Origin of the sequence: Wolbachia endosymbiont (group A) of Bibio marci (assembly GCF_947251645.1) — a bacterium.
GTDB lineage: Bacteria > Pseudomonadota > Alphaproteobacteria > Rickettsiales > Anaplasmataceae > Wolbachia.
Genome location: NZ_OX366364.1, coordinates 565,740 through 579,053 on the forward strand (window position 1 = coordinate 565,740; position 13,314 = coordinate 579,053).

Genomic DNA, 13,314 nt, shown 5'->3' on the forward strand with positions numbered 1-13,314 from the left:
TTTGGTTGAAATTAAGTCTTCTGGATCCCAGTGGGCTTTGTTGCATAGCAACCGAAAAAATCTGGTGGCTACTGACAAAATTCATTATAAATAACCATTTAACTGTTGAAGAAAAAATATGCCACAGAAAATGAAAGTCAGTAACCAAAATGAATATAACAAATTTCTCCAGGAAAGAGGAAATATTTTTCATTATATCAATGAAGCCATAGAAAATTGGTATGAAAATAGTCCAAAAATGCAAGGCGGCAACTATATTTACAGTGATAAAGTTGTGATTTTGGTGCATATAATTGTCAATCTTTTTAGAATTGGTTTAAGACAAACGGTGGGGTTTATAAAAGGATATATGCAACAAATAGGAAGAGATTTAGCAGTTATCAGCTATTCACAAGCATCAAGAAGGTTTAAGAAACTTAATATTAAGATCAATGATTGCAGAATTGATAAAAATAATATGGAAGACATCGAAATTGCTATAGATAGTACAGGTATCAGCATTTACAACAATACCCCTGGTCACAGCAAGGAAAATAGCGCTAACAGAAAATATCGTGGCTATGAACAGACAAGAAAATTGCATGTAATGTTGAATATAAACAGCAAAAAAGCCATAGCTGTAAAATACAGTAACGGTGTCTACTCTGATCACTATGGAGCTTGCGATTTGCTTAAAGAAGTTAATTTTCAGCATGTCATAAAAGCACTATATGCAGATAGGGCATATGATAGGCACAAGTTTTACAAATTGTGTCACGAATATGATATAAAGGCAAAAATTCCACCAATAAACAATGCGGCAGAACATCCAGAAATAGATTATATGTCTGACAGAAATGCTGCTATTAGGTTAATAAAATTATACGGTGAAGATGGCGTGAAAGAATGGAAAAAAGAAGTAAATTATGGGAAAAGATCTTATATTGAAGGGTTTTTCTCAAGATTAAAGCAAATATTTGGATTCAGCTTTAGGAATAAATCCGAAGTAAATCGCGAAAAAGAATTGCTGATTAAGTGCTATTTGCTTAATCAATTTACTGAAATTGGTATGGCTAAATTTGAAATGGCTACATGATATTTATCGTAAATTACTACCAGTATAAGGTGCGATGCAACAAAGCCATCCCAGTGTCAGCTACTTTCATGACATCATCATAAAGTAAAATGAGATCCCAGTGTCAGCTACTCGGATGACACCTTCCGTATAAATATTAAAAAATTTACCAAATGAAAAAAAAGGCAAAAGAAGCCCTGGGGTTATTATCCGCTTTAAAATATTGGCGTTTTTTATGTTTTAAACGCTTGACAAGCAAGATTTAGCTGCTTTTAATTGCAACTAACTTACGCTGCAAATGTTTAAGAAATTTACCAAGCAGAAAAAAAGACAAAGAATCCCCGAGTTAGCTAGTCTTTTACTATCTCTGTCGAGTATTGGCATTTTTTGATGTCTTGTAACGCTTTATAAGCGCGTTCAGCTTATTTAGATAAAAATCTAAATGTAGATGAAGTTTTGTAAAGACATACAGTATCTATATACTGCAAAAAATTGAACATAAGACGCCAATACATTAAGTAATCCTTACCTTTTAATCTGCAGATTGGCGAAAGCAAATACAATAGCTTCAGTTTCATGATATGTAGTACAATGATACAAATTAAGAATTCCCCCATCCTGCTCTGGTTCTTCGATCTGAAATCCTACTTCTACCTGATCACGACCAATGTTAATTTGTCCTATTAATGCTTTAATAATGCCGCGCTTAGTTTGCCAATCTAGCTGTTCCAGGTTCGATTTTACACTAGAATAAAAATTCTTTATACTATTTATAATAAGACTTATTCCTTTTTCTACTGCCTTCTGATCAACTACCTTTTTTTTCTCTTCTTCTATCCCTTGTAAGCCTTCCTTCATTTTTTTCATTGTCTGTTTAAATTCTTCCTCGCTTATATATCCTTTCTCTCCTGCATTTTCTTGACTATAATAATCTTCCATTAATTTTTCGATACCTTCTTTTATTTGATTTTCTCTTCTTGCAAACTTTTTCTCTGATGATTCATCATTTTTATTTTCTAATACTCTACGTTGGTATTCCTTTTTTATCATCTCTGGGTTTTTTAGTACATCTTTCACCTTTTCCCATACAGCTATTTCTAACTGACCTTACCCAGAAAAAGTAGAGAGAAAGTTAAGACGATTTTGTCATGAGAATGATGCATCAAATTGTGCAGGAATGTAATAGTTAATAGTAGAATGTCTACGTTGTTTGTTATAAAAGATTTCTATGTATTCAAATATGGCAGTTCTAGTTTGTTGAGCAGAATGTTGAGAAGTATCAATAAGCAGCTCCCTTTTGAGTGAACTGAAGAAGCTTTCTGCAACAGAATTATCGTAACAACAGCCCTTATGGCTCATGCTGGAAATGATGTTTTTTGTATTCAATAGAAATTGGTAATTTTGAGAGGTATACTGTGACCCTTGATCGCTATGTAACAGTAGGTTTTCAGGGGGTTTGCGTTTGTTAACAGCCATAAGCAAAGAATCCACAATTAATTGTTTTGTCATTGTATGACTCATTAACTACCATGCGTGAGAATTATTGCTGCCAACAACCTTCCTTGGTTTTTATATAAGTAATCCCATACTTTATTTGGTTGCTCAGTGATAAAATTTTGATCTAATATATTAGGAGCAATAACCATATTATTTGGTTGTTTTTTAGTTTTAAATCTTCGTCTAAGTTTGGCTATAATGTCATTTTCCTGCATAACATTTTGCACTGTTTTGATGTTATAATTTTTGCCTAAAGCTTTTATGGATTTTAGGGGCTCCATATCTGCATTTAGATGCTTTTTTTGAATCTCTGCTAGAAGTCCTTCCCTTGCTAATTCTTTATTGCTTTTTTCTTTAGCAATCCATTTATAATAACCACCAGCACAAAACCCTGCATAGTTCCTGTATTTTATAGCAATTTCTATGCTCTTTTATAAAAGAATATTTTACTCTTTTTCTTTGGCAAAATATCCCAGGGCTTTTTTTAAAATGTCTCTTTCTCTTCTTACTCTTGCTAACTCTTTTTTTAGATCAAATCTTTCTTTGTCATAAGGAGCTAGTTTTCCTTTGCCTGGAAATGCGTATGCTCCAGACATTTTTCCATCATATTTTCTTACCCATTTACTTAACATACTGCCATCTATACCTAGATCTTTTGCTATTTTTGTACTTGTTTGACCTGTTTCTTTAACCAGCTTAACAGCTTCCAATTTAAATTCTGCTGTATATTCTCTTCTATTTGTCATATTACACCTCTTTGAAAAAACGTTTTATTTTACTCCAAAAACGTCTTAACTTTCTCTCTACTTTTTCTGGGTAAGGTCAGATCTATTTATAGTAGAAAGTTGAATTAGTAAAATAGCAGCTTTTTCACCATTTATAGATTTATGGGTAATAGTAAGGTTCGGAGAGGGGCTGTTGGAAAAGTACTTAACAAGTAACTCGCTGGCTGCCCACTCTACCACAAGTCCGGTTTTGAAGTCTAGTGGGGAGAGGTGACTTTCCTCACTTAGACGACTGGGATTATTGTATAATTAAATACTTTTTTAAACTAATGAAGCTTGAAAGCGGATCACCTTTCACGACCTGTGTTTACTTCATTCACTTTAGGAGTATGAATAGGCGTTATCATTGGGTTTTCAAGTTGTGTTGCTTGCTTTAAACCTTCACTTATGCTCCGATCTTGATCTAAAATCTTGTCAAAGTTTTTACTTTGTTGATGACCATTCACCACGCTAATTTCTAAGCCGGGACTTTTATGATTGAAAGACTCACCAGGTTGGACACTATATTCCTTACCATTAATATTTAAGTTAACCGCATTAGCAATATTGGGAGAAGTTGTATCTTGCTGCAGATTTTGCTTTGTCTCAGGACTATTGTATGTAATATTAATGTTGAGAGCTTTATCCTGATAATTAAAAGCCTTTTCCGGTTCTAAATTGAACTCTTTTCCATTTATATTTATGAAAGAGCTCTGATCCATACTTTTTTGTTGCATTTCATTATTTGATGTATTTTTTTGAGCCGCTTCTCTCATGTCATGAGTATTCTCCACACTCTTTTCATCCTCACCCAAAAGTTTTTCTAACATTTTCTTAACAAAGCGCTTCAGAAGACTCAAAAACCCTTCTTCTTTTTGATTTTCTTGTGGTTGAGGCATGTTATCTTTTTTGTTCTGTTCAGGCTTTTTATTGTTGAGCTTCTCTTTTACAGAACTCTTGCTCACTGAAGGACTAACGGTTTGTGAATCGTGCTTTGATGGCTGTGTATCTGTTTGCACAGAAGCTTCAGTAGTCTTTTTTTGTCCACTCTGTTCAATGCTTTTATCTTTTGCTGTAGTTTCTCTAAGAGTGTTAGCTGCTTCTTGAAATTCTGGATTACGTAACCCTTCAACTCTTGATGGCTGTGTATCTGTTTGTACAGAAGCCTCAGAAGTCTTTTTTTGTCCACTCTGTTCAACACTTTTACCTTCTGTTGTAGTTTCTCTAAGAGTGTTAGCTGCTTCTTGAAATTTTTTGTCATTTTTTAATTCTGCAACTTTTTCACTTGTGAAGATGCCCTTCCCTTTATATTGTTGGTCAAGCTCAGCAATTCTTTCAAAATCTTGACGTACTTTTTCATCTGCACGTCCTTTTTGACTTTCAAATTTCTGATTCAATTCTGCAACGTTTTTCATTTTGTTCTCAAGCTCCTTACTGTTCACAGCTTTTAGAGCCTCTGTTCCTTTTGCGATATAATTAACCTTCTCTTCTAATGAGGTACCTTCTGGAAAAGCACCTGGAGAACGTTCAAAAACATCTTTAAACTTTTTTTCAACACTTTCTTTAGATGTCTGAGCCATACCTATTACCTATTAAAATATATCATATAACCAGTATATTAACTAATTATATAAAAAACAGTTAACATAATTTGTGGTAAAGAATGTTTATCAAGAGCGTCCTCTTTATATTTTTTTTATTAAAATGCTATTTACTTATTAACTTAAAATATATAACAATATAGAAATGAAAAACAGCCCGTTAGCAGTAGTATTCGATTGGGATAATACCTTAGTTGACACTCAAGATAACATTTTTAATGCTATTAAACATACCATAAACTCAATGGGGTATAGTAATAAAGCTGCTGATAGAAATTCCCATGAGTCGAGAAAGAGCTATATGGTCAATTTATTTGGCGATCAGTGGAAAAAAGCAAATCAGATATATCAACAATATTTAGATGATGCACTATTGCAAAACATTGCTCTGAATCAAGGAGTAGAGGAAATGTTGCAGACACTGAAAAGCTACAATATTTATCTAGCAATAGTAAGTAATAAGAAAAATACTAATTTACGTGAAGAAGTTACCTATTTTAAACTAGATTCTTACTTTGAAAGAGTAGTTGGGTCATGCGATACTGCAGAAGATAAACCATCTGCAATCCCACTGCTATTCGCACTAGAAGAGAGTACGTTGCCTATAAATAGAGAAAATGTGTTTTTCGTTGGTGATAGCATCACAGATGTTCTGTGTGCACAAAATGCCAATTGTTTACCTATTATATACGGTCAATCAATAAGCGGTTATGAAGATTTGTTATGTTTTCAACATTTTGATAAGCTTACAGATTTCATAATAAAATATTTGGAAGATAGGTAATGACAGAGATTGCCAGCATAAAAAGGCGCTTTTGCGCATATTTAATAGATGTAGCAATTTTATTAATTCCAACTTTATTAATTATACTGCTATTAGAGGATTCTTCGTTGATCTTACATCTATCATACATGTGTGTAAATTGTAGTTACTTCACATATTTTATATCTTCAAAGGCCCAAGCAACTCCAGGTCAACGGTTAATGAATATATGTACTATCAATTTAGATAATTCTAAAATAGACTTGAATTTAGCGTTTGACAGAAGCACTTCCCAGTTTTTTCTTCCTTTGTTAAACAGTGTAGTAGTTGTCCTTACTGAATTTTTGCAAGATCAGGAGGTATTAGTGAATGTCTTGAGTGCATTGAAAGTAATGATAGTGCTGCTCACTCTCTGCTGGTATCTAGTTGCTTGTTTTTCTAAAAAGAAACAGACATACCACGACATGCTATTTAATACGGTTGTTATCAAAGGAACTATTAAATGAGTTGCTATAATCATCGTTATCATATAAATTATGCTGATAAATTGAACTAAGGGAAGATTATGAATGAAGAGATAGTAAAACATTTGAACAAATTATTGACCAATGAGCTGACTTCTGTACGTCAGTATCTTTTGCATTTTGCGGTTCTCAAAAACAATGGAATTAATAGACTTGCAGAAAAGGTAAAAAATGAGCTTAACGAAGAACTTGAACATGCAAACAAGTTGGCAGAAAGAATTTTGTTATTCAAAGGAGTTCCAAATTTTCAGGATACAAACGAAATATCAAAGCATGATGGAAAGTTTACAAAAGACACAATACGGAAAATCTTAGAAGCTAATTTGAAATTAGAGGGAAAAGGTATTAAGGATATCAAAGAAACGATTTCTATCGCTGAGAAAGAAAAAGATTTTGTTAGTGTAATGTTATTAGAAGAGATGTTAAAAAATGAAGAAGAGCACTTCCATTGGATTGAGAAACAGATTGACCTTATTGAACTAATGGGTGTTGAAAACTATTTAAGAACACAAATATAGAGTGTTAAAAAAAACAGTATTTATTTTAATTATACCTTGCTTGCTTCTTTTTTTATTAGGATTATGGCAAGTATTCAGATTGAACTGGAAGAATAATATTATTAAAAGTATGAGTCTTCCAGTTGTTCATCTATTGCCCAATAACGACCTTGAAAAATTTAACTATAGGCATGTCAAGATCGATGGGATTCTAAGTGACATAGAACTATATGTTTTTGCAGGGCAACACGGCTATCACGTGCTGTCTCCTATGTTGCTCACCACTGGACGTTACATGTTGGTGAATAAAGGAATAGTCAGAGAAAAAAAGGAGAAAAAAGTAAAAATTGAAAAAGTAGTTGCAGATGGAACTTTATATTGCGATAGCAATAAAAGCAAAAATTGGTTCATCAAAAACGATACTGCTTCGAATACATGGTTTACCCTGAGCACAGAGGAAATTTCCAATGAGTTAGGTATTAAGCTAGAGAAGTGTGTATTGTGGCTGAACAATTTTGGCAGCAAAGTAGCTATACAGCCAATGAAGCATTTGGAATATGCAATCACTTGGTTTGCACTTTCCTTAACTTGGTTGATTATGTGCGTAATTTACTATAGGCAAAACCTCAATAAAGCTTGAAGCTTTCTGTACATAAAATTAGAAAAGTAGTTATTCATCTTTATCACTACCAAGGTCTTTTAACATACTGTAATTGCCTTTTCTGAATCTACTTTTTAAAGACGTAACTCCACTTTCGCTAATACCACTGAGGCTCAGTGCAGCTCCACCTAGCTGCAATCCTATCTCAGATGTTTCAGGAATAATTTTACTAGCTCCTAGATCTCTATAAACCTCCACATTACTCAGATCTGGTAAGCGTATTACAATATTTACATGCGGAAAATTTGCAGCAACTAAAGAAACAACTTTTTTTATAGTAACTTCATTCTTTATTGAAACCACGAGAGCTTGAGCTCTTTCTATTCCTACCGATTTTAAAATTTCACATCTTGTAACATCTCCAAGATATATAGGAAAATTATCACTTTTTCCTTCTTTGACTATTTTCGATTGAATATCTACAACAACGTAACTTAAATGCTCTGCCGTAAGCATTTTTGTTACCATATATCCCACTCTACCAAATCCAGCAACTATCACATGGTTATAAAGATCTTGTGTATCTGTTTCAACAGCTTCATCATCTAATATTGTTTTCTCAGTGCTAAATGAGTTTGCTATCCAATCTCCAAGCCCCGATAAAAGAGGAGTGAAAGCCATGGTTACTGTAGTTACCATCATAAGTACTTGAGCGATTTCACTTGGTAGCACATTTAGTTCATTTGCTAAGCGAAATAAAATAAACGCAAATTCACCGCCTTGTGAAAGTAGTAACCCAGCTTGTATAGCAGGTGCACTCTTAAACCCAAAAAATCTACACAATATATATATGATAGATGTTTTTAAAACGATAAGGATAATCGATAATAAAGTAATTAGTGGTAACTTATTGAGTAAAAGTTCGGTATTGATGGACATACCAACAGTCATGAAAAATAAGCCAAGAAACAAATCTTTAAATGGTAATACTGCGTGCTCCACTGAGTGTCTATATTCTGTTTCTGCAACTAACAATCCAGCGACAAATGCACCTAATGCCAACGATAAATGAAATTGCTCAGTAATAAATGCTGCTCCTAATACTATTAAAAGCGTTGTTGATATAAAGATCTCATTACTTTCCATTTTAGCAATAACCGAAAATAAAGGTCTAAGCAATAATCTACCAGTTATAAATATCAGCACTAATGCAATAGCTGCTTGCACTAATGAGCCTGCCAATGAGCTTATCAGGCTGTGCTCAGAATTGCCAGCAAGTAAAGGTACCAATACTATTAATGGTACCACTGCAAAATCTTGCATTAATAGCACTGCTATCGACAACCTACCAACCTGACTTGCTTGAGAACCTTTTTCTTGCAGAACCTGCAACACTATTGCTGTTGAGGATAGCGCAAGCCCACCACCAATAACTGTCGCTATATTCGTATTCACTCCGAAAGCAAGAGCGATGCACCATATTGCTACCATGGTAACTATAACTTGAAGAGAACCGAACCCAAATACATGAATACGCATAGCGATCAGGCGTTCAAATGTCAATTCAAGGCCTATAATGAATAATAGAAAAACTACACCAAATTCTGCAAGATTATCCATTGCTTCAGCTGAGTGTATCAGATTAAATCCATGAGAACCAATAACTGCACCTGCAACGAAGTAACCAAGCACTGGACTAATATTCATTTTCCAAAACGCTATGACTATAAACACAGCAGCAGAAAGTAAAATTATAATATCAAACAAATGCTGAGAGCCACTGTGCATGATATTTAACCTGTAGAATTAGACCATTTAATTGAGCAGCCAATACTTGATTTTTGGTCAATTGGAGAATTACCAGTTTCTGCAATAAATTTCATAGCTTGAGATAAGTCACTACTTCCTACTTCATAGCTTTGAACCTTTTCTTTTTTTGTGTCGTTAAAACGTCCACGATAGCAAAGGTTTAAATTGGAATTAAAGCCAAAAAAGTCAGGAGTGCAAACAGCCCCGTATTCTTTAGCTATTTTCTGTGTACTATCAATTAAATATGGAAATGTAAACTTATTTTCCTTGGCAAAATTAATCATATTTTCAAAGGAATCTTCTGGATATTCATTTACATCATTTGGCATTATTGCAATGGTGTTTACCTGATAATCTTTTTTCAATTGATCAACATCGCTTACCAAATTGCTAATAATTGACTGAACGTAAGGACAGTGATTGCATATAAACATTACAATAAGACCATTTTTTCCACAACAGTCACTTAATGTATAGTATTTATTGTCTACTCCCAAAAGATTAAAATCTTTTGCAGTAAAACTAAAATCGACTTTAGGAGTATTCAGAGCAACCATAGACTATTATTATACCATATGTAATTTACGGTCTTATTATTTAAATGTCAAACGGTTTCTATGTATACTGTTTGCATATTCTTTTTTAGTATTATAATTATAAAACTTATGTTCATAACTTTCGAAGGAATAGACGGCTCTGGTAAAACAACACAATCTAAGCTACTTGCAAATCATTTTAAGCAAATTCAAGGCGAAAATAACGTAGTATTGACTCGAGAACCAGGTGGCACTGATTTTGCAGAAAAGATAAGAGGAGTGTTGTTAACAAATAATATTGATCCTATTTCTGAACTCTTGCTACTTATCTCGATGAGGCGCGAACATATGAAAAAATTAATATTACCAGCTCTTGCAGAAGGAAAAATAGTGATTTGTGATCGGTTTATTGATTCAACTATTGCATACCAAGGATATGGGTTTGGAGTTGACTTAGGGCTAATAAGGGACTTACATAAGCTAGTGAAAATTAAATATCCAGATATTACATTCATTCTAGATATTGATGTTAAAGTTGGGTTAAATAGAGCAAAAGACAAGAATAAATATGAAGAAATGGATGTTAATTTTTACAATAAGGTCAGAAAAGGGTTTCAGGAAATAGCCATAGAAGAGCCCGTTAGGTGCAGTGTTATCACTGAAATTGAAGCTAAAGACAACAATCAAGTATATAGTGAAATTATTAAACTTCTTGCATAACCTAAATTAAAAGGCAATTATTTTTGGCGTTTTTTGTAACAGCTGATAATTGTGATTTAAGTCCGTCAGGAAAGGGTCTCCGTTCCTGTCGTCCCATTCTTCTGTCATCTAAGTAGCCCCTTCTCCTATCATCCCAGCATCCTCTCCTGTCATCCCAGTAGCCTCTTTCTCTTGTCATTTCAGTGTCAGCTACTTGCATGACAGCAGTCCTACGTCATACCGCCGCGGTATCTCGGCCGCTAACACGTAGCAACTGTTCTCCCTTGTCATACCGTCACGGTATCTCTAGATCCCGCTAACACGTAGCGGGATGACGGTTGTCAGCTTCCCCTGTCATCCCAGTAGCTCCTTCGGTGTAATTCCAGTGCTTGACACTGGAATCCAGACTTTAATTGTTATACTTGTAAATAAGTCTGGTGAGAATAAACGTTCATCTCAAAATGCAGTATTTTTGTTGAAATAGCTCAACTGGATCCCAGTGTCAAGCACTGGGATGACACCATTTGTTGTGTTTAACAAAGTTCGTACTTAGCTTCATGTTAGCTACAAACGTTAAGAAATTTACCAAATGGAAAAAAAGGCAAAAGAAGCCCCGTGGTTATTATCCGCTTTAAAATATTGGCGTTTTTTATGTTTTAAACGCTTGACAAGCGAAATTCAGCTGCTTTTAATTGCAACTAACTTACGCTGCAAATGTTTAAGAAATTTACCAAGCAGAAAAAAAACAAAGAATCCCCGAGTTAGCTAGTCTTTTACTATCTCTGTCGAGTATTGGCATTTTTTGATGTCTTGTAACGCTTTATAAGCGCGTTCAGCTTATTTAGATAAAAATCTAGATGTAGATGAAGTTTTGTAAAGACATACAGTATCTATATACTGCAAAAAATTGAACATAAGACGCCGATACATTAAGTAATCCTTACCTTTTAATCTGCAGATTGGCGAAAGCAAATACAATAGCTTCAGTTTCATGATAAGGGGGCTGGCGAAGGGTGTCAAGTAATTTTAGCTCCGTTTCTGTGGGTCAGATAGCTACCTGATGACACCATTGGTCAATTACTGTAACTAAAAACTTTCATTTTAACAGTTAAACAAGGCCAAATTTAATAGAGAGAGGATTTTTTTATTTTCTCATTCTTCTCATTTTCCTCTCTAATAATTTTTTTTCCATTTAATATGTCCTTTATTTCATCTCCTGTTAAAGTTTCAAACTCCAGTAGATTTTCAGCAATGAGATCTAAGCCTTTCTTATGCTTGGTCAAAATCTCTTTTGCTTTTTCATAGCAAGAAGACACAACTTCCTTCACTTCTTCATCTATAAGTTTTAACGTATCTTCAGAAATTATGTCAGAACCATGCATGGTTTGTTCGCGATTGTGATAGATCGGGCCTATTTTGTCGCTCATTCCCCATTTTGTTACCATAGAACGTGATAAATCTGATGCTAGTTTTATATCCGAAGATGCACCGCTTGTGACTTTATCGTAGCCAAAAATTAGCTCTTCTGCCACTCTTCCACCCATAGCAACAGTAATATCTGCTAGCATCTTTTCTCTTGTGAGGGACACCCTATCTGTTTCTGGTAGTCTCATAACTAAACCGAGTGCCCTACCGCGTGGAATAATTGTTGCCTTGTGTATAGGATCAGAAGCAGACATATTAACAGCAATCATCGCATGACCAGCTTCATGGTATGCAGTCAGTCTCTTTTCCTCTTCTGTCATAATGAGAGATCGCCTTTCTACGCCCATCATCACTTTATCACGTGCATATTCAAAATCATCCATGGTAACAATCTTCTTGTTTCTTCTTGCAGCGATAAGTGCAGATTCGTTCACTAAATTTGCTAAATCAGCTCCAGAAAAGCCTGGTGTTCCTCTTGCAACTGTTCTCACATTTACATCGGGAGCCATTGATATTTTCTTTATATGCGTATTTAATATCTTTTCACGCCCATTTATATCGGGTAAAGAAATAGTAACCTGTCGGTCAAAACGACCAGGTCTAAGCAGTGCTGGATCTAAAACGTCTGGGCGGTTAGTTGCAGCGATTATTATCACACCTTCATTAGACTCAAAGCCATCCATCTCAACTAATAACTGATTTAATGTTTGCTCTCTTTCGTCGTTGCCGCCACCAAGACCAATGCCACGATGTCTACCCACCGCATCTATTTCATCTATGAAAATTATGCAAGGAGCATTTTTCTTGCCTTGATCAAACATATCACGAACACGACTTGCACCAACACCCACAAACATTTCAACAAAATCAGATCCGGAAATGCTAAAGAATGGCACATTAGCTTCACCTGCAATTGCACGAGCAAGTAAAGTTTTACCAGTTCCAGGAGAGCCAATTAAAAGGCACCCTTTTGGTATTTTTCCACCTAATATTTGAAATTTTTGCCTTTGTTTAAGGAAATCAACGATCTCTACCAGCTCTTCTTTTGCTTCATCAATTCCGGCAACATCATCAAATGTTACTTTTTTTCCACTAGTCATGAGTCTAGCCCTTGACTTGCCAAAGCTTATAGTTCTGTTGCCTCCCGCTTGTGTTTGTTTAAGAAAGAATAGCAAAAAGCCAATAAAGATAAATGTTGGGACCCATGAGATAAGTAATCCACCAATTACGTTCATGGCAGAATCTCCAGTTGAAAAGGAGAATCTCACTTTTCTATCATGTAAATTTTTTATTAGGTCGCTATATATAACACCGCTTGAGTTGAAACTTGAACCATCCCTGAACTTGCCTTCAATGCTCTGATTTTTTATGACAATATTTTCTACATCATTGTCTTCTAGTTTAGTTAAAAATTCCGAAAAAGGTATAATTGTTTTACTTTTACCTACATTTCCGCTGAATTGAATATAAGCAACTGAAATAAGAACAATAATTACTAACCAGATCAATAAGCCTTCTAAAAATTTTTTCATTTCTATTTTTAA

13 protein-coding genes and 1 pseudogene are annotated in these 13,314 nt (G+C 34.5%); 8 read left to right on the forward strand and 6 right to left on the reverse strand.

From position 1 onward, the window contains the following. Window positions 1-5 precede the first annotated feature (5 nt). The gene (locus OPR48_RS03110) at window positions 6-134 is read left to right on the forward strand and encodes a hypothetical protein (protein ID WP_265026532.1); all 129 of its coding nucleotides are present in this window, start codon (window positions 6-8) and stop codon (window positions 132-134) included. After that, complete coding sequence (locus OPR48_RS03115) at window positions 119-1,075, forward strand: IS5 family transposase (RefSeq protein ID WP_265025723.1); 957 nt, start codon at window positions 119-121, stop codon at window positions 1,073-1,075. Before OPR48_RS03110 ends, OPR48_RS03115 begins: the two co-directional genes overlap by 16 nt. A 504-nt stretch (window positions 1,076-1,579) precedes the next feature. On the opposite strand, the gene OPR48_RS03120 is transcribed toward OPR48_RS03115, so the two are convergent. The 3 genes and pseudogenes from OPR48_RS03120 to OPR48_RS03140 form a co-directional block, all read right to left on the reverse strand. After that, window positions 1,580-2,131, reverse strand: coding sequence for a hypothetical protein (locus OPR48_RS03120; RefSeq protein ID WP_265026533.1), 552 nt, complete (start codon window positions 2,129-2,131; stop codon window positions 1,580-1,582). Between the two features lie 69 nt (window positions 2,132-2,200). Then, window positions 2,201-3,297, reverse strand: a pseudogene (locus OPR48_RS07505) (IS3 family transposase). Between the two features lie 326 nt (window positions 3,298-3,623). Next, window positions 3,624-4,895: a hypothetical protein gene (locus OPR48_RS03140; protein ID WP_265026534.1), complete on the reverse strand. Its 1,272-nt coding sequence runs from the start codon at window positions 4,893-4,895 to the stop codon at window positions 3,624-3,626. A 166-nt stretch (window positions 4,896-5,061) separates the two neighbouring features. Here OPR48_RS03140 and OPR48_RS03145 point away from each other — a divergent pair, with 166 nt between their 5' ends. The 4 genes from OPR48_RS03145 to OPR48_RS03160 are packed head-to-tail and all read left to right on the forward strand — an operon-like array spanning window position 5,062 to window position 7,340. Next, window positions 5,062-5,700 (forward strand): HAD family hydrolase, encoded by a 639-nt coding sequence (locus tag OPR48_RS03145; RefSeq protein WP_265026535.1) that lies wholly within the window; start codon window positions 5,062-5,064, stop codon window positions 5,698-5,700. Further along, complete coding sequence (locus tag OPR48_RS03150) at window positions 5,700-6,185, forward strand: RDD family protein (protein ID WP_265026536.1); 486 nt, start codon at window positions 5,700-5,702, stop codon at window positions 6,183-6,185. Before OPR48_RS03145 ends, OPR48_RS03150 begins: the two co-directional genes overlap by 1 nt. Before the next feature lie 59 nt (window positions 6,186-6,244). After that, window positions 6,245-6,721, forward strand: a complete 477-nt coding sequence (gene bfr / locus OPR48_RS03155; protein WP_155969303.1) for a bacterioferritin — start codon at window positions 6,245-6,247, stop codon at window positions 6,719-6,721. A 1-nt stretch (window position 6,722) separates the two neighbouring features. Further along, window positions 6,723-7,340, forward strand: coding sequence for an SURF1 family protein (locus OPR48_RS03160; RefSeq protein ID WP_265026537.1), 618 nt, complete (start codon window positions 6,723-6,725; stop codon window positions 7,338-7,340). A 30-nt stretch (window positions 7,341-7,370) separates the two neighbouring features. Here the strand turns inward: OPR48_RS03160 and OPR48_RS03165 are convergent, their stop codons facing one another. Then, window positions 7,371-9,089, reverse strand: coding sequence for a monovalent cation:proton antiporter-2 (CPA2) family protein (locus OPR48_RS03165; RefSeq protein ID WP_265026538.1), 1,719 nt, complete (start codon window positions 9,087-9,089; stop codon window positions 7,371-7,373). Between the two features lie 5 nt (window positions 9,090-9,094). Further along, a complete protein-coding gene (locus OPR48_RS03170) occupies window positions 9,095-9,667 on the reverse strand; it encodes a thioredoxin family protein (RefSeq protein ID WP_265026539.1) in 573 nt (190 codons plus the stop codon). 108 nt (window positions 9,668-9,775) lie between these two features. On the opposite strand from OPR48_RS03170, the gene tmk reads away from it, so the two are divergent. Then, window positions 9,776-10,366 (forward strand): dTMP kinase, encoded by a 591-nt coding sequence (tmk, locus tag OPR48_RS03175; RefSeq protein ID WP_265026540.1) that lies wholly within the window; start codon window positions 9,776-9,778, stop codon window positions 10,364-10,366. A gap of 310 nt (window positions 10,367-10,676) precedes the next feature. Next, a complete protein-coding gene (locus OPR48_RS03180; protein WP_265026541.1) occupies window positions 10,677-10,829 on the forward strand; it encodes a hypothetical protein in 153 nt (50 codons plus the stop codon). Window positions 10,830-11,469: 640 nt separating this feature from the next. Here OPR48_RS03180 and ftsH read toward each other — a convergent pair. Beyond that, entirely contained in the window at window positions 11,470-13,302 is a 1,833-nt protein-coding gene (gene ftsH / locus OPR48_RS03185; protein WP_265026542.1) for an ATP-dependent zinc metalloprotease FtsH, read from the reverse strand. Window positions 13,303-13,314 lie beyond the last annotated feature (12 nt).